18 protein-coding genes are annotated in these 16327 nt (G+C 70.8%); 7 read left to right on the top strand and 11 right to left on the bottom strand.

Features of this window, described 5'->3' with window-relative positions:
• Positions 1–4: 4 nt before the first annotated feature.
• Entirely contained in the window at positions 5–1423 is a 1419-nt protein-coding gene (locus OJ997_RS24420) for an MFS transporter (protein WP_270027872.1), read from the top strand.
• Here OJ997_RS24420 and OJ997_RS24415 read toward each other — a convergent pair.
• Entirely contained in the window at positions 1370–1762 is a 393-nt protein-coding gene (locus OJ997_RS24415; protein WP_270027871.1) for a (R)-mandelonitrile lyase, read from the bottom strand. The genes OJ997_RS24420 and OJ997_RS24415 overlap by 54 nt on opposite strands.
• Positions 1763–1773: 11 nt before the next feature.
• On the bottom strand, positions 1774–3399 hold the full coding sequence (locus tag OJ997_RS24410; protein WP_270027870.1) for a sigma-70 family RNA polymerase sigma factor: 1626 nt from the start codon (positions 3397–3399) through the stop codon (positions 1774–1776).
• A gap of 89 nt (positions 3400–3488) precedes the next feature.
• Here OJ997_RS24410 and OJ997_RS24405 point away from each other — a divergent pair, with 89 nt between their 5' ends.
• Positions 3489–4124 carry a hypothetical protein gene (locus OJ997_RS24405; protein ID WP_270027869.1) on the top strand — a complete coding sequence of 212 codons (636 nt, stop codon included), beginning with the start codon at positions 3489–3491 and terminating at the stop codon, positions 4122–4124.
• Here OJ997_RS24405 and OJ997_RS24400 read toward each other — a convergent pair.
• Positions 4035–4538, bottom strand: coding sequence for a DUF1697 domain-containing protein (locus OJ997_RS24400; protein WP_270027868.1), 504 nt, complete (start codon positions 4536–4538; stop codon positions 4035–4037). The genes OJ997_RS24405 and OJ997_RS24400 overlap by 90 nt on opposite strands.
• Before the next feature lie 147 nt (positions 4539–4685).
• Between OJ997_RS24400 and OJ997_RS24395 the strand changes: the two genes are divergently transcribed.
• Both OJ997_RS24395 and OJ997_RS24390 read left to right on the top strand, forming a co-directional pair.
• Positions 4686–5438, top strand: coding sequence for a hypothetical protein (locus OJ997_RS24395; protein WP_270027867.1), 753 nt, complete (start codon positions 4686–4688; stop codon positions 5436–5438).
• A gap of 19 nt (positions 5439–5457) precedes the next feature.
• A complete protein-coding gene (locus OJ997_RS24390) occupies positions 5458–6678 on the top strand; it encodes a hydroxyacid-oxoacid transhydrogenase (RefSeq protein WP_270027866.1) in 1221 nt (406 codons plus the stop codon).
• Here OJ997_RS24390 and OJ997_RS24385 read toward each other — a convergent pair.
• Entirely contained in the window at positions 6653–7735 is a 1083-nt protein-coding gene (locus OJ997_RS24385) for a M24 family metallopeptidase (RefSeq protein WP_270027865.1), read from the bottom strand. The genes OJ997_RS24390 and OJ997_RS24385 overlap by 26 nt on opposite strands.
• 34 nt (positions 7736–7769) lie before the next feature.
• Here OJ997_RS24385 and OJ997_RS37810 point away from each other — a divergent pair, with 34 nt between their 5' ends.
• On the top strand, positions 7770–8741 hold the full coding sequence (locus OJ997_RS37810) for a type IV toxin-antitoxin system AbiEi family antitoxin domain-containing protein (protein WP_308213585.1): 972 nt from the start codon (positions 7770–7772) through the stop codon (positions 8739–8741).
• Here OJ997_RS37810 and OJ997_RS24375 read toward each other — a convergent pair.
• Both OJ997_RS24375 and OJ997_RS24370 read right to left on the bottom strand, forming a co-directional pair.
• The gene (locus tag OJ997_RS24375; RefSeq protein WP_270027864.1) at positions 8716–10566 is read right to left on the bottom strand and encodes a 3-keto-disaccharide hydrolase; all 1851 of its coding nucleotides are present in this window, start codon (positions 10564–10566) and stop codon (positions 8716–8718) included. The two genes, OJ997_RS37810 and OJ997_RS24375, sit on opposite strands and share 26 nt — an antisense overlap.
• Positions 10567–10648: 82 nt before the next feature.
• Positions 10649–11245 carry a LysE family transporter gene (locus tag OJ997_RS24370; RefSeq protein ID WP_270027863.1) on the bottom strand — a complete coding sequence of 199 codons (597 nt, stop codon included), beginning with the start codon at positions 11243–11245 and terminating at the stop codon, positions 10649–10651.
• Positions 11246–11315: 70 nt separating this feature from the next.
• Between OJ997_RS24370 and OJ997_RS24365 the strand changes: the two genes are divergently transcribed.
• Positions 11316–11759, top strand: coding sequence for an Lrp/AsnC family transcriptional regulator (locus OJ997_RS24365; protein WP_270027862.1), 444 nt, complete (start codon positions 11316–11318; stop codon positions 11757–11759).
• Here OJ997_RS24365 and OJ997_RS24360 read toward each other — a convergent pair.
• Positions 11722–12390 carry a hypothetical protein gene (locus OJ997_RS24360; protein WP_270027861.1) on the bottom strand — a complete coding sequence of 223 codons (669 nt, stop codon included), beginning with the start codon at positions 12388–12390 and terminating at the stop codon, positions 11722–11724. The two genes, OJ997_RS24365 and OJ997_RS24360, sit on opposite strands and share 38 nt — an antisense overlap.
• Positions 12391–12408: 18 nt before the next feature.
• On the opposite strand from OJ997_RS24360, the gene OJ997_RS24355 reads away from it, so the two are divergent.
• Complete coding sequence (locus tag OJ997_RS24355; protein ID WP_270027860.1) at positions 12409–13086, top strand: aminoglycoside adenylyltransferase domain-containing protein; 678 nt, start codon at positions 12409–12411, stop codon at positions 13084–13086.
• On the opposite strand, the gene OJ997_RS24350 is transcribed toward OJ997_RS24355, so the two are convergent.
• Genes OJ997_RS24350 through OJ997_RS24335 form a run of 4 tightly spaced genes read right to left on the bottom strand, consistent with a single transcriptional unit; the run spans position 13051 to position 16327 of the window.
• A complete protein-coding gene (locus tag OJ997_RS24350) occupies positions 13051–13554 on the bottom strand; it encodes a dihydrofolate reductase family protein (RefSeq protein WP_270027859.1) in 504 nt (167 codons plus the stop codon). The genes OJ997_RS24355 and OJ997_RS24350 overlap by 36 nt on opposite strands.
• 11 nt (positions 13555–13565) lie before the next feature.
• The gene (locus tag OJ997_RS24345; protein ID WP_270027858.1) at positions 13566–14579 is read right to left on the bottom strand and encodes an ABC transporter ATP-binding protein; all 1014 of its coding nucleotides are present in this window, start codon (positions 14577–14579) and stop codon (positions 13566–13568) included.
• The gene (locus OJ997_RS24340; RefSeq protein WP_270027857.1) at positions 14580–15401 is read right to left on the bottom strand and encodes a carbohydrate ABC transporter permease; all 822 of its coding nucleotides are present in this window, start codon (positions 15399–15401) and stop codon (positions 14580–14582) included. It lies immediately after the preceding gene.
• Positions 15398–16327, bottom strand: coding sequence for a carbohydrate ABC transporter permease (locus OJ997_RS24335; protein ID WP_270027856.1), 930 nt, complete (start codon positions 16325–16327; stop codon positions 15398–15400). The genes OJ997_RS24340 and OJ997_RS24335 overlap by 4 nt, the downstream gene beginning before the upstream one ends.

Genomic DNA, 16327 nt, shown 5'->3' with positions numbered 1-16327 from the left:
CGGCATGACCTCCCCGGAACGCACACGCTGGGCCGCGCTGTACGTGCTCTGCGCCGGCACGCTCATGATCGTCCTCGACGCCACGATCGTGAACGTCGCCCTCCCCTCCATCCAGGACGACCTCGGGTTCTCGGCGAGCGCGCTCGCGTGGGTCGTCAACGCGTATCTGATCGCCTTCGGCGGGCTGCTGCTGTTGGCCGGCCGCGCGGGTGATCTGCTCGGCCAGCGCAACGTCTTCCTCGCGGGGCTCGCGCTCTTCACGGTCGCTTCAGTCGCGTGCGCGCTCGCGCAGACGCAGGGCATGCTGATCGCCGCGCGTTTCATCCAGGGCGCGGGCGGCGCGCTCACGTCCGCGGTCGTCCTCGGGATGATCGTGACGATGTTCCCGAGCCCGCGCGAGCAGGCCAAGGCGCTGGGCGTCTACGGCTTCGTCGCCTCCGCCGGCGGGTCGATCGGCCTGCTGGCCGGTGGCGTACTCACCGACGCGCTGGACTGGCACTGGATCTTCTTCATCAACGCGCCGATCGGCGTGATCACGGGCGTGCTCGCGCTGCGACTGGTCCCGTCCAAGCCGGGCCTCGGGCTGCGCGGCGGCGCCGACCTGCCGGGCGCGGCGCTCCTCACGGGCGGTGTGATGCTCGGCGTCTACACGATCCTCGGCGTCACCGAGCACGGCTGGCTCGCGACCCGCACGCTCGTCCTGGCCGCCGTCGCCGCGACGGCGCTCGCCGCGTTCCTCGTCCGCCAGACGCGCATCGCCACGCCGCTGATGCCGCTGCGCCTGTTCCGCTCGCGCGACGTCAGCGGTGCCAACGTCGTCATGGCGCTGATGGTCGTTGGCATGTTCAGCCTGTTCTTCCTCGGCGCCCTCTACCTGCAGCTGGTCCTCGGCTACGACCCGCTGGCCGTCGGCCTGGCGTTCCTGCCGTCCACGCTCGTGATGGGCGTCACCTCGCTCAAGCTCTCGCAGCGCTTCGCCCCGCGTACGATCCTCGCCCCGAGCCTGCTGTTCGTGCTCGCCGGGCTGCTGCTGTTCGCGCGCGTGCCGGTGGACGGGAACTTCGTCGTGGACGTGCTGCCCGCGACGATCCTGATCGGCCTCGGCGCCGGGCTCTCGACGCCGGCGATGATGACGCTCGCGATGTCCGGCGTCGCGCCCGAGGACACGGGGCTCGCGTCCGGCCTGATCAACACGACCGTGCAGGTCGGCGGCGCGATCGGGCTCGCCGTGCTGGCGACGCTCGCCGCCGGGCGCACCGGCGCGTCGACCGCACCTGAGGACCTGCTCGCCGGCTACCACCTGGCGTTCGTGATCGGCGCCGGCGTGCTGGGCGTCGCGACCGTCGTCGCCGTGTGGCTGACGCGCCCCTCAGTCCTGCAGGTACTCCGCGTCCGAGACGGGCTCACCCCAGACCGCGTCTGACCCGTCGTCGGCGATCTCCTGCATCGCCAAGTGGGTCATGAAGTTCTCTGAATCGGCGCCGTGCCAGTGGTCTTCCCCGGCCTCGAAGTGCACGGTATCGCCGGCCCGGATGGGCTCCACGTTCCCCCCGCGCGTCTGCGCGAGGCCGGAGCCCTGCGTCACGTGGATCGTCTGGCCGAACGGATGTGTGTGCCAGGCGGTCCGCGCCCCGGGCGCGAAGTGGACGGTCAGCAGCTTCACGTGCGGGCCGGTGGAGATCGGGTCGATCCACACCTCCCCGGTGAACCAGTCGGGGCGGCCACGCTGCGTCGCGTGCTGGCGGGGACGGATGACCTCCATGGGCCAGGACGTTACCCGTCTTCGTCGTCGCGCCAGCGGCCGCGCCCGCCGTGGTCACGATCGCGATCGCGCCACCGGTCCTGCTTGCCCTTGTCCGGCGCCTCGGGGGTCGGCGCCGGGGTCGCCTGCGGGGTCGGCGACGGCTCGACCGAGCGGTGCTTCTGTGGCTTGTCGGGCCGGTGCGAACCGCCTCGGTCCGGCCGCTTGCGCTCGCCGCGAACCGGGCGTTCCTTCGCCGGCCGCTCGTTCGCCTTGGCCTGCCCGCGCGACTCCGGCTTGGCGTCCTTCGCCGGCTTCTCGTCCTTCTTCGCCTGCCCGGGCGGCTCCGCGGGGACGGCACCAGCCGCCGGCTGCTCGTCCTTCTTGGCCTGCCCGGGCGGTTCCGGCTTGGCCTGCTTCTCGGGCTTGGCCTGCTTTTCCGGCTTGACCGCGTCCGGCGTGCCCTTGTCCGCGGCCTTGTCCGGCTTGACCTTGGCCGGCTTCTCCGGCTTGTCGGGCTTCACCTTCTTGCGCGGCTCGGGCGTGCTCGTCGGCCGCTCACGCTCGGCCTCGGGGGTCGCGGCCGCCGGCGACTGCGCGGCGGGCGCCGTCGTCGTGTCGCGACGCTTCTTCGGCTTGCGCTCCTTCGCCGGCTTGTCGCGCTTGCGCGTCGCCGGTTTCTCCTTCGTGCTGGCGAGCACCGCCCCGGGCGTCGCGGTCGGCGCCGGGGTGAGCGCGGGGACCGGCGTGGGCGTCGCGGCGGCCGGACGCTCCCGCCGCGGCTCGCGCTTGTCCGGCTGCTCCTGCGCGGTCGCGCGCGGCGGCGGCTTGTAGAAGTCGACGGCGGCCACGGTCGCGCCGCCGCCGGCGATCGCCACGCACGCGAGCAGCTTCGCCGCGCCACCGCCGCCGATGATCTGGGCGAGCAGCGCGGCGGCACCCGCCGTCGGCAGCGGCGGGGCGAGCATGGCGAGGCGCTTGGAGCGCTGGTCGATGTCGGCCTGGAAGCGCCGGCAGCCCGCGCACGTCCGCAGGTGCGCGCGCACGCCGCGGCCGCGCAGCACGCGGCCGTCGCCGTCCGAGAGCATCCGGCGGACGTCGTCGCAGGGCATCTCACGCCCCTCCCGCGCGCTGAAGAGCGCGCTGCGGGCTTCGTAGATCGTCTGCTTGACGTTCGCCGCCGAGGTCTCGAGCACGACCGCGATCTCGGCGTGCGAGAGCCCGTTGAGCTCGCGCAGCACGAGCGCCGCCCGCTGCTTGTCCGGCAGATCGGCGAGGTCCATCGCCAGCAGCCGCAGCTCCTCGCGCTCGCTCACGCGGTCCTCGATCTCCGACAGCATCGGGACGTCGTCCAGCTCGGTGGTCGAGCGCCGCTTGCGCAGGATCGAGATCGCCTCGTTGTGGGCGATCCGGAACAGCCACGGCCGCAGCTCGAAGTCGCGCTGCTCGTCCTGCAGCGCGGCGAACGCGCGCGTCATCGTGCTCTGCAGCGCGTCCTGCGCGTCCTCCTCGTGGCGCAGGATCGACCGGCAGTAGCGATAGAGCGCCTGGTGATGGCGCTCGTAGACCGCCGCGAACGCCGCCGAGTCCCCACGCGCGGCCCGCGAGCGCAAGGTGCTCTCGCGGCGAAGACGCAGCGTTGTCGGTACGGCGGTCATGGCCCACACATCCTGAACGTCCTGTGCCCCGAAAGGTCGGGATCGAATTCCAACCCGACCTTATTCGTCGTCGCGCGTTGACGAGACAAATGGCCTCATACAACCCCCAAAAGACGCTGGCGTTGCTCGAGAAGACGTTGACGGCGGACCCCACCGCCAGTCTGCGGGCTTTGACCGCGCTCCGCGGCGAGCTGGACGTCCTCGAGCGCCACCTGGTCGCGCGCGCCCTCCAGGAAGGGCAGACGTACACCCAGATCGCGCGGCCGCTCGGGATCTCCCGGCAGGCGGCGCACCGCCGGTACCGCGAGCTCACCTCGCCGCCCCGGCTGTCGGATGACGCCCGCGCCGCGCTCGTACGCGCGCGCGAGGAGGCGGCGCGGCACGGCTCACGCAGCATCGACGGCGAGCACCTCGCCCTGGCGCTCGCGCGAGCTGGCGCGTTGGCGCTCGACATCGAAGCGGCCCGCCGCAGCTTCACCCCGCCCGTGATGAACGCGCCCGCCCCCGCCGGCCTGCACCCGACGCTCCACGCGCGGCTCGTCCGCAACTCGGGCGAGCTCGGGGTCGAGCAGCTCGTGCAGGCGACGCTCGCCGACGCCGGCGCCCGGCGGCTGCTGGACCGCTTCGGCGCCGGCTCAGTCGAGCAGCTTGTTGACCGTCGCCCAGTTGCGCACGGTCGCGGTGCCGGCGAGCCCCGGCTTGCCCAGGGCCTTCATCAGGCGTGAGTCCTGCATCCCTTCGGGGCACCACGCGTAGATCTCGGTGCCCCGGGCGACGAACCGATCGGGCGCGAAGTCCTGGCCTTCGAGCGCCTCGAGGTCCGGCTCGCGATCGAGGAAGACGACGAAGTAGCGCGTGGGGTTGTCGACCGCGTCGGTGAACGGGTCGGCGTCGATCACGGCCTGCAGCTCGTCCATCGTGCGCAGGACGACGTCGATCTTCATGTCGAAGCGGTCTTGGAGCGCCTTCTCCAGCTTGCTGCGGGAGGTTCGCCCGGTGAAGATCGCGTTTCCGCTCGCGAGCACCGTGCGCACGTCCGTGTAGCCGAGCTCTTCGAGAAGTGCCCGCAAATCGGCCATGGCGACGCGGCGCTTGGCGCCGAGGTTGATACCGCGGAGGAGCGCGATGTTGCGGGGCACGCCCGCGAAGGTATCCGTTCGTACAGGCTCGCGCGAACCTGAAGGTTCCCTTACGTGATCCTTCAGGACCCGCTTAGGGAGCAGGGAGACACTGCGGCTGCGCTTCGATGAGGACGAGCGCGCGGGTCAATCTCTGTGGAGGGTCTGATGTTGTCTGTGAAGACGCGGCGTATTGCCGTGCCGATGGTCGTCGCCTGCGTTGGCGTGCTTGGTTCTGCGGGTGCGGCGCACGCTCAGTCGGGTGGTCTGTCGGTCACGCCGGCTTCACTCGAGAACCGCGCGAAGCTCGGCACCGTGGGCTCGCTCACGCTCAACAACACCACCAAAGAGACGCTGCGCGTGACCGTCACCGTGCGGGGCTGGAAGCAGCAGCTCAACGGCACGGTCGTCGCTGATCCGCGCTCGAACCTGACGCGGTACGTGCGAGCCACAACCCGCACGTTCAACATCGGCGCGGGTGTCAAGCGGCCGATCAGCTTCCGCATGGTGCGCCGGCAGAGCTCGCTCTACGCGGCCGTCGACATCCTCGGCAAGCCCACGAACACCAAGGGCCGCAAGGGGATCATCCCGAACTACCGGCTGATCTCGAAGCTGCGCCTGAACCCGGCGAAGAAGGCCTACAACTTCCGCACGGGTGCGGCCCAGGTCCGCTCCGGCAGCGTGATCCTGCCGGTGCGCAACCTCGGCAACTCGCTCGATCCGATCAGCGGCACGTACCGGATCAGCGGCCCCGCTTCCAAGTCGGGCAACGCCGCCGCGATCTCCGCGCTGCCGGGCAAGCTCATCGGCCTGAACCTCGGCGCGACGCGCGGGATGAAGAAGGGCAAGTACACCGTGACCGCGACGGTCAAGCAGGGCTCGAAGAGCACCAACGTGCGCACGAGCTTCACCATTCGCTAGCCGGGTATGGACGGACTCGATGCATGAGTCCGTCTTCACGCTCGAAGCAACGCCGATCAAGTTCGGCCCCGGCGCGGTCGACGACGCCGGCTGGGAGCTGCAGCGCCTGGGTGTGACCCGGGCGCTGCTGATCGCCGATCCGGGCGTGCCGTGGCTGGACCGGGTGATCGAGGCGCTCGATGTGGAGTTGCTGATCTACGACGGCGTGCGGGTCGAGCCGACGCTGGAGTCCCTGCAGGCCGCCGCCGACTTCGCCGTGGAGGCGGAGGTCGACGGCTTCGTATCGTTGGGCGGCGGCTCGGCGATCGACACCGCGAAGGTGGCGAACCTGATCGCCAGCCACCCGGCGCCGGTGATGGACTACGTGAACCCGCCGATCGGCGGCGGGGCCGCGGTGCCCGGTCCTCTGCTGCCGCACCTCGCGATCCCGACCACGTGCGGGACCGGGTCCGAGGCGACGACCGTGGCCGTGCTCGACATCCCCGAGCGGCGCGTGAAGACCGGCATCTCGCACCGCTACCTGCGGCCGTCGCAGGCGATCGTCGATCCGGAGCTCGCTTCCACGCTGCCCGCCGAAGTGGTCGCGTCGGCCGGGTTGGACGTGGTGTGCCACGCGGCGGAGTCGTACACGGCGCGGCCCTACACCTCGCGCGATCGGCCGGCGTCGCCGGGTGAGCGGCCGCCGTACCAGGGCTCCAACCCGGTCGCGGACGTGTGGTCGGCGAAGGCGTTGGAGTACGGCGGGCGGTTCCTGCGTCGCGCGGTGGCTGACGCTGACGACCTCGAGGCGCGCGGCGCGATGATGCTCGCGGCATCCATGGCGGGCGTCGGCTTCGGGAGCGCGGGCGTGCACATCCCGCACGCGTGCGCGTATCCGATCGCGGGCCTGAAGCACGCGTGGACGCCGCCCGGATACCCGTCTGAGCATCCGTTCGTGCCGCACGGGCTCTCGGTGATCGTCACCGCGCCGGCCGCGTTCGCGTTCACCGAGTCGGCGTCGCCGGAGCGCCATGCGCGGGCCGCTTCGCTGCTCGGCGGCGGGTCGCTCCCGGAAGCGCTGCGGTCGTTGATGGACGACCTGGGCGTGCCGTCGTTGCGCGAGCTGGGCTACGACGAGAGCGACGTCCCCGAGCTGGTCGAGGGCGCCTTGGCGCAGCAGCGGCTGCTCGCGGTGGCGCCGCGCGAGGTCGGCGCGGACGACCTCGCGTCGATCCTCACAGCGACCTTGGGTGGTCGCTGAGCAGCTCCGCGCCGTTCTCGGTGACGAGCACGATCTCCTCGATCTGCACGCCGCCGAAGCCGGGCCGGCACAGGAACGGCTCGAGCGTGATGACGTCACCGGGCAGGAGCTCCGTGCCTGAGCGGCCGAGGCCCGGGTCCTCGTGCACCTCGAGCCCGACGCCATGCCCGAGCGCGGTCGGGAAGCCCTCCATCAGCTGCTTGCCGGGCTTGCGCTGCGTGTGGAACCCCTCGGCCTCGAACCGATCACACGCGCGGGCGTAGAGCTGCTTGCCCTCGATGCCCGGCCTGACCTGCTCGAGCGCGTCCTCGAGCACCGCTTGGACCAGCCCGTGCCAGCGCGCGATCTCCGGGTCCGGCTCGCGGACCACGAACGTGCGCGCGATGTCGCTGAACGTCGCGGTCGCACGATCCTGTGGCCACAGGTCGACGATCACCGGCTGTCCGGCGCTGATCGGCCCGCTGCTGGACCCGTGCCCAGTCGCGGTGTCCGGCCCGGTCGCCACCGTGAACTCCCCGAGCGCGGCGTGCGGCTCGACGGCTTGTCGCACGATCGTGCGCAGCTCCTCACACGTGAGCCCTTCCCGCAGTGCCTCGCGAGCGGCTCGCAGGCCGTGCTCGGCCGCGCGCGTGGCGCGCTTGATCCCCTCGAGCTCGGCCGCGTTCTTGCGGCGCCGCCGCGCGGCGAACCGCTCGCCGTCGACGTGCAGCGTGATCCCGCGCGCCTCGAGATAACGCGCCGTGGCGAGCGGGAACGTCGGCGGCACCGCGGCCTCCGTGATCCCCCACACCTCACACGCCCGAGCCCGCACCTCGAGCAGCGCCTCCGCCCGCCCCATCCCGCCCGCGATCAGCTCCATCAACCCGAGCTCGCTCATCACGTCGACCTGCCGGAGCTCCGGCCGCGCCTTCGCGATGTTCGCCGCATCCAGCGCCGAGACCGCCGCGAACGCGTTCCCCTCCCGCTCCCCGTACAGGAACGGATCAAGAATCGCGGCGGGCACCTCGTGCCTGAGCTCGGGAGACCGAACCGTGTCGGCGTCAATCAGCACGTCCATGGCACAGTTTTGTCACAAACGCGTGTAGATCCGCGTGCCTGTCCGCCCTGATGATCCAGGGGTGGTCGATAAAAGGTTCGAAAAACGAAGGTTTGGTGGACCACCCCCCGGTCCGGATGGCGAAATCGCGCGGATTGCCGCGCGGCAATACGGGATCGTGACGACCGCGCAGCTGAGTCAGGCGGGCTTGGACAGCGCGGCGATCGTGCGGCGGGTGCGGGCCGGCAGGCTGCATCGAGTCGGCCGAGGGGTGTACGCGGTCGGGCACACGGCGCTCTCCGAGGAGGGGACGTGGCTCGCCGAGGTGTTCAAGGCCGGAGAAGGCGCCGCGTTGGGGTATTTCGCCGCCGCGAAGCTCTACGGCGCTTGGAGATACCGCGTCTCCCTCATTGATGTCGTTGTCCCTCGCGAACGCCGCGTCCGCACGAACGCGCGGCTCCACCGCTGCCGCAACCTCGACCCTCGCGACGTCACCGTCTTCAAAGGCATCCCCGTCACCACCTTCGCCCGCACGGCCGTGGACCTCACGGACGAGCTGACCAAGTGGGAGCTCGCCAACCTCCTGCACGAGGCCGACTGGCGCAAGCGCCTCTCGATCCCGGCCACCCGCGAAGCCATGGCTCGTGCGAACGGGCGCCGTCACCTCAAGCGGCTCGAGCAGGCCATCGCGCTCCACGAAAGTGGCAGCGCCGGGACCAAGAGCCGTGACGAGCTGCGCTTCCTGATCGGCTTCGACAGAGCGAACCTGCCGGAGCCCAAGGTCAACACGCACCTCGCCGGCCACGAGGTCGACTTCCACTGGCCCGAGCTCCAACTCGCGATCGAGCTCGACGGCCCCGGCCACGACCGGGAACGCACGCAGAAGGAGGACGAACGCAAAGAAGCCGCCTGGCGGGCAGACGGCTTCGAGGTCCTGCGGTTCAAGGAGACGCAGCTGCGGGCGGCCACCCATGCCGTGGCCGCCCGCGGGCTGGCGTCGGCTACGGCTCCGTTGTCGCGAGCGTGAGCGTCAGCGTCTTGCTGTAGGTGCCGGTGCGCAGGGCGTCGGTGGACGCGATGCGCTGGCGGTAGGTGACCGGGGTGGTGTCGCCGGACACGGGGCCGGTGTAGGTGCGCACGACGAGCGGGCTCGCACCGAGATCGGCGAACGCGCCGGACGCCGAACCGCGCGCCTGCAGCGCCTGCGGGAGCGAGAACGCGCCGTTGACGAGGTGGCCCGGGTTCGCGCCCGGGTCGGCCACGGACAGGGTCGCGTTGCCGGCCGTCGAGGTGACGGTCACGGCGGCGTCGGCGTCGTAGTTCTTCGTCACGCCCGGGGTGAACGCGGCGAACGTGGCCGGCGCGCCGAGGGACAGGGCGAGCGTCGCCGACACGGAGCCGCCGACCGGCACGTCGACGTTGGTCGCCGTGATGATCTCCGGCGCGAGCGCGGTCTTGAACACGGTCGCGCCCGCGTTGTCGACGCTGACCTGGCAGTAGACCGACTTGCCGACCTCGGCCGCGGTGGGCGTGTAGGTGTCGCCGGTGCCGACGATCTGCGCGTCCAGCCACGTCAGCGCGGACGTGCCGTGCTCAGTCTCGGCCGGGGTGGTGGTGTTGTTGTAGTCGAGCTGGTTCGGCGCACGGAAGCGCGGGTGGTTCTCCGGGATCTTGTTGGCCGCGTACCACGTGACCCAGCGCGTGCTGCCGGCGGCGGCGTTCCACGCGCCGTGGTTGCAGCGCAGCGCCTGGCCCTGGAAGCCGGTGCCCGACACGGACGGGGCCGTGGTGTTGACCGGGAGGTCCGCCGCGGCGAACTCCTTGACCTGCATCTCGCGGTAGGAGATGCGGTCGTTGCCGCCGTGCGTCTGCAGGCCGAGGTAGCCCGCGGCGAGCTGGCGCGCCATCGTCGGCGGGTCACCCGCGCGTGAGGCCGTCTTCGGGATCGAGTTGTCGAACTGGTTGATGATCTGGCCGTCGACCAGGACCGTGTACTGCTGGCCGATGGTGCGGATCTCCATCTCGTGCCAGACGCCCTTCACGAGGCGCTTGGCGGTACCCGACTGCTTGGCGTTGAGGTTGCGGAAGTTGTAGATCGAGCCCGTCTTGATCGGGTCCGTCGACGGCTGCGGCCCGCCACCGGTCAGCGACTCGTTGATCTGCACCTCGTGGCCGCACGCGACCTGCGTCCAGTGCTGGTGGTTGTTGGCGTTGCCGTTGACCGTCAGCGGCTGGCCGTTGAGGCCGTTGACGTTGTAGACGCCCGCGGCGGTCTGACGCGCGCAGTAGCCGCCCGTGTACTCGAAGGCCGGCGGCAGGTTCGGCGTCGAACCCGGCCACTTGTAGGTGGTCGACGGCGCCGGCGCCGTCAGCCCGCACAGCGGGATCGCGCCCGGGCAGACGTCGAAGTTGAAGCCGGTCGGCTTCTGGGCCAGCACCTCGGTGGTGTTGGCGCCCGTGTAGCGGATCTCCGGCGTGCGGATCATCACGCCGCCGTTGGGCGTGGACGTCGGCGTGTCCTGCACCGTGTACTGGATGCGGAACGTGGCGTCGCCGAAGGCCTTGACCGGGTACCAGTAGGCACCGAACGGCGAGGCGCCGACGTCGATGGCGCCGGTGGCGGTGTTCAGCGTTGCCTGGCCCTGACCGCCCTGGGACGCCGGGCGCGACTGCGCAGCCGTGCCCGCGGCGAACGCCCACTTGTCGAACGACGAATCCGCGCCGGTCGCGGTTCCGTCGAAGATGTATCGGAACCCGGGATCAGGCGCGGGTGCCGTGTACTGCGCGTGCGCGGCAGGTGCCGCCGCCAGGGCGAACAAACCCGTCACGCAGGCGACCAACTTGCGCTGCATCTCTCTCCCCCTCCACTTCTGTCAAAGGACAGACCGACTTATACCTGATCGGCGAGCAATTCCTGCCGCTTCTGTCGGTAAGTCAGCTGACCGCCAGGTGGAGGGCGATCGCGAGGACGAGCACGCGCCCACCGATCGCGAGCGAGCGCCGGATCGCCGGCGTGACCCAGCGTCCCGCGTGACCGGCGGCAAGTGTCAACACGAGGTGCCAGCCCGCGCTCGCCACCCCCACGCCGGCCACGAAGGCGACGGTCTCCCGCCAGCCGTCGAGCGACATCGCCGCCGCGACCGCCGCGAACGACACGATCGTCAGTGGGTTGACCGCCGTGATCGCGAGGAAGCGCGCGTAGTGGGCGCGCACGCTCCCGCCCGCCTCGACCTCGCGCACCTCGGGATCGCGCCAGAGCCCGGCGAGCCCGTGCACCGCGATCACGCCGAGCACGATCGCCGCGACCAGCTTGATCTCGCCCTCGTGCCCGGCCAGCACCGCGCCCGCGGCGCCGCCCGCCAACCCGGCGATGATCGCGTAGGCGAAGTCGACCGTCGCCACGCCCATGCCCGCCGCCAGCCCCTTGCGCGGCCCGGCGACGACCGACGCCTCGATCAGCAGCAGGCTGACCGCGCCCACCTGCATGGCGATGGCGAGTCCGGCAAGCAGTCCGGCGAGCAACGCATCCATGCCGCATGTTCTTGCGCCGCCCGCCGCGAAAGACAAGCTGTCGCGGCCAAAGACTGAGACAATCGCAGCCATGGACCCGACCGACAGCGAGATCCTCAGGCTGCTCCGGGAAGATGGGCGTTTGTCGTGGCGGGAGCTCGGAGCCGCGGTGGGTTTGAGCGCGAACGCCGCCGCCGACCGCGTCCGCCGGCTGCGCCAGGCCGGCGTGATCCTCGGCTTCACCGCGCTGATCGACCCCGCCGCGGGCGGGCGCAACCTGGAGGCGCTCGTCGGCATCACGCTCTCCCCCGGCGTCGACTCCGACCAGTTCGCGATCGAGGCCTCCCAGCTGCACCCCGTGATCGAGGTGCTCCACCTCACCGGCGCGCCGGACTACCAGCTGCGCGTGGCGTGCCGCGACACCGCCGAGCTGGACATGCTGCTGCGGACCCTGCGGCTGCGCCACGGCGCGGCCGACACCGAGACGACGATCGTCCTCAGATCAGGTCCGCCGGCGGGGTCGGAACCCGCTTGAGCGTGAAGCCGTCGTCGATCTGCTTGTCCACGCGCCCGCGGGAGACCGCGAGGTCCAGCGCGTCGCGCGCGAGCTCCACGAGCGCGAGCCGATCCGCCTCCAGCACGACCTCGTCCTCGTAGTGCAGCCGCAGGTGGCCGTCGGCGTCGACGCGCCGGATGAACCCGTCGAGCGCGCGCCGGATCATCGACAGCTCCTCGAGCGCACCCGCGCGCTGGGAGAGCGTGTCCTGCCCGAGCGCGCTCCGCAGCAGGTTGATCGCGAACGTCGCGACCTCGTCGCCGGGCGTGACCTCTTCCCAGTCCGCCAGCTGGGGCGGCCCGTCCAGCGCGCGCACGACCGGCGCCTTCGCGGCGATGTGCGTTGCGCCGTCAGTGGTGGTGACCAGCAGCTGCTCGGGCCGGAAGACCATCAGGAGCAGCCCCGTCACCGCCGCCCGCGAGTCCACCACGATGCCCTGCACCCGGCGCGTCGCCGAGTCGTCGTCGGGCTCGCGGAACTCGTGCGCCCGCACGTGCCCGGCGTCGTCGCGCGTGAACACCGTCGGCTCCCACACCGCGTCGGGCGCGGAGAAGCGCGACGCCTCGTGCTCGGCGTACTCGGCCATGATCTCCGCCAGTTGACGAGGCATCCCGACAGACTCTAGGTCGTGCACGAGCTCGAACCCGTTCTGAAGCTGCTCGCCGAGCTCGACCCGCTCGGCGTCTACCTGTTCGGCTCGGCCGTCCACGGCGGGCTGGCGCCGCGCAGCGACCTCGACGTGCTCGCCGTGCTCAAACGGCGCACGACCGACGACGAGAAGCAGCGCCTGTTCGACGGCCTGCGGGCGATCCAGGGCCGGGCCGTCGAGGTGACGCTCGTCGCGCACCACCAGGCGCCGACGTACGTGGACTTCCAGTGGGGCGCGTGGTTGCCCGACACGTGGGCGAGCGGGAAGGACCCCGACCTCGCGATCCTCATCCACAAGGTGCTGCTCGCCGACCACGCGCTGGCCGGGCCGCCGCCCGGCACCCTGCTCGCCGCGATCCCGCCCGACCGGCTGCGCGCCGCGATGCTCGCGAGCGTCGAGCCGATCCTGGAAGGCCTGCACGAGGAGCCGACGAACGCGATCCTCGCGCTCTGCCGGATCTACTACTCGCTCGTGACCGGCGCGATCGCGCCGAAGGGCGACGCCGCCGCGTGGGCCCACGCGCGCTTCCCCCACGTGGCGATCGCGAAGGCCCGTGCGGTCTACCTCGGCGGCCTGCCCGACGACTACACCGGCATCGACCTCGACTACGCGGCGGCGAACCTACGCGCGCTGATAGCGCAGCAGGACCGCACCTGAGTCGAAGCGCCTGGTCTCCACGAGCTTCAGGTTGAGCCGCACGCCCGCCGGGAAGAACGGCGTGCCGCCGCCCACCGTGGTCGGGTAGACGACGGGCCAGAACTCGTCGATGCGGTCGATCATCGACGCGGCGAGGGAAGCGCCCTCGATCGTCACCATGCCCTCGGCGGACGGGACGTGCGCCGGCTCGCGGACCAGCCGCGCGTACGGCTCGACCGACTCGAGCGTCGTCGAGACCACGATCTTCGGCGTCTTCTGCCAGGCGTCGGCGAAGTCGCGGTGAGCATCCGTTGCGTCGTCGGCCAGGGTCTCCCAATAGCGCATGTCCTCGTAGATCGCGCGGCCGTAGAGGTCGAGCACCGACCGCCGCTGGAAGTCGATCCACCAGCGGAACACCTCGTCGGACGTCTCCGCGAAGTCGAAGCCGCCTTCGGCGTCCTTGATGTAGCCATCGGTCGAGACGCTCATGGCGTAGACGATCACAGCGCTGCTCCGCTTTCACTCGAGAAGTACCGGAGGCCGGACTCTACGAGCCCGAACTCGATCTCGTCCCCCACGTCGCGCACCGCGCGGCCCTCCTCGAAGACGACCAGCCGGGCCTCCCCCACGTCGACGCCGACGAAGGTCTCGCGGCCCAGCGCCTCGACGAACGCGACCCGTCCCTTCAAAGGCCCGATCAGCCCCTCGCGCCACGGCCGGACGTGCTCGGGCCGCACACCCACCACCGCGCCGTTGCGCGGCAGCGTCAGCCCGACCTCCGGCCCCGTGAAGAAGCTCATCGAGGGGGAGCCGATGAAGCCGGCGACGAAGCGGTTCGCGGGCCGCTCGTAGAGCTCCTCGGGCGTGCCGACCTGCTCGAGCCGGCCGTCGTTCATGACCGCGATCCGGTCGCCCATCGTCATCGCCTCGACCTGGTCGTGCGTGACGTAGACGGTGGTCGTCTCGACCTCCTGCTGCAGCCGCCGGATCTCGCCGCGCGTCTGCGTGCGCAGCTTCGCGTCGAGGTTGCTCAAAGGCTCGTCCATCAGGAAGACCTGCGGCTCCCGCACCAGCGCACGCCCCAGCGCCACCCGCTGCGCCTGGCCGCCGCTCAACTGCCCCGGCTTGCGCGCCAGCAGCTCGCTCATGTCCAGCACGCGCGCGGCCTCTTCGACGCGTCGCTTGATCTCGTCCGAGGCGACCTTGCGCCGCCGCAGTCCGAACGCGAGGTTGTCGAACACCGACATCTGCGGGTACAGCGCGTAGTCCTGGAAGACCATCGCGATGTCACGCTCGCGCGGCGCGACGTCGTTCACGCGCTTGTCGCCGATGAAGATCGAACCGGCGCTGATCGCCTCCAGCCCGGCGAGCATCCGCAGCGCGGTCGTCTTGCCCGAGCCGGACGGCCCGACCAGGACCATGAACTCGCCGTCGGCGATCTCCAAGGACAGCTCGCGGACGGCCTCGACCGACCCGAACCGCTTGCCCACCGCATCAAAGCGAACCGAAGCCATTCAGCCCTTCACCGCCCCTGAGAGCATCCCGCGGATGAAGTGCCGCTGGAGGAAGACGTACACGATCACGACCGGCAGCGCCACGATCACCGAGCCCGCCGCCATCAGCGTCAGGTCCGACGTGTTGCGCCCCTGGAACACGCTCAGACCGAGCGGCGCCGTCAGCTTGGAGTCGTCCGTGATCATCACGAGCACGAGCAGGAACTCGTTCCAGGTCCACATGAACAGCAGCACGCCCATGGTCAGCACGGCGGGCTTGGCGAGCGGCAGCAGCACGCGCCACAGGGTGAACCACGAGGAGGCGCCGTCGAGCCGTGCGGCTTCGACCAACGACCGCGGCACGGACCGGAAGTACGTGCGCATCCAGAACGTCCCGAACGCGACCGACGTCGCGATCTGCGGCAGGATGATCGACCAGTAGGTGTTCTGGAGCTTCCAGTTGTCGCGCATCTCGTAGTACAGCGGCACGATGATCGCCTCCATCGGGACCATCAGCCCGAGCAGGAACACGTAGAACAGGACGGTCGAGCCGCGGAAGCGCATGAGCCCGAACGCGTAGCCGGCGAGGATCGACAGCACGCTCGAGACCGACACGACGACCACGGTCACGAAGACGCTGTTCTTCAGGTAGGTGCCGAAGTTCGCCTCATCCCAGGCGGTCGTGAAGTTCGAGAAGTGCAGGCCGTCGATCGAGCCGAAGGCTGCGAAGCCGTCCGGGTCCTGCAGCGCCGTGAAGACGATCCCGGCGACCGGCAGCAGCGCGATCAGCGAGAACACGCCGAGGATCACGTAGCCGAGCGACTGCTCCGCGCGCGAAGTCATGTCGACCGCTCCGCGACGCGGTTGATCGCGAACGAGATCAGGAAGATCACGAACGTCAGGGTGATGCCGACGGCGGCGGCCGAGCCGACCTGGCTGCCCTGGAACGCGCGCGAGAAGACCTGGAAGGCGGGCACGGTCGTCGAGTCGCCGGGGCCGCCCTGCGTGGTGATGTAGACGAGGTCGAAGTTGCGCAGCGCGTAGATCGTCGTCAGCGTGAGCGCGACCGCGATCTCCCCGCGCAGCCCCGGCAGCGTCACCGCCAGGAACTCGCGGAACGGCCCGGCGCCGTCCACGCGCGCCGCGTCGTACAGCGACGGCGGGATCTTCTGCACGCCCGCCGTGAGCAGCACCATCGCCAGGCCGAAGTACACCCACGTGCCGATCAGCCCGACCGACGGCAGCGCCAGCGAGAAGTCTCCCAGCCACGACTTGCCCTCGATCCCGAACCAGCCGAGGAAGCGGTTGAGCGCGCCGTTCTCGGGGTCGTAGATCATCTTCCACATCGTCGCGACGACGACCATCGCGATCACCTGCGGCAGGAACAGGATCGTCCGGAACAGCGCCAGCCCGCGCACGCGCGCCCGCGCCATCACGCCCGCCAGCAGCAGGCCGATCAGGATCGGCAGCACGGCGTAGAAGACCAGCAGGATGAGCGCGTGCACGAACGCGCTGCGCAGCTGCTCGTCGGTGAAGACGTCCGTGTAGTTGCCGATCCCGGCCCAGGTGGCGGGCGAGTTCGGCAGCCCGTTCCAGTCCCACAGCGAGATCCACGCCGCGTGCACCAGCGGCACCAGCACGAACACGGCGAACACCGCGAACGCCGGCAGCACGTACAGGTAGCCGACGAGACGCGGCTCGCCGGGCGGACGTTCGCCCGGCGAACCCTCACGGGCGGCCGCTTCCAGTGGCGCGGCCGCTACACCCAC

The organism is Solirubrobacter phytolaccae (assembly GCF_027587195.1).
In the GTDB taxonomy this organism is placed as follows: domain Bacteria; phylum Actinomycetota; class Thermoleophilia; order Solirubrobacterales; family Solirubrobacteraceae; genus Solirubrobacter; species Solirubrobacter phytolaccae.
Note: the sequence above shows the minus strand (reverse complement) of the source record. Positions and strands in the feature narration are given on the sequence as shown.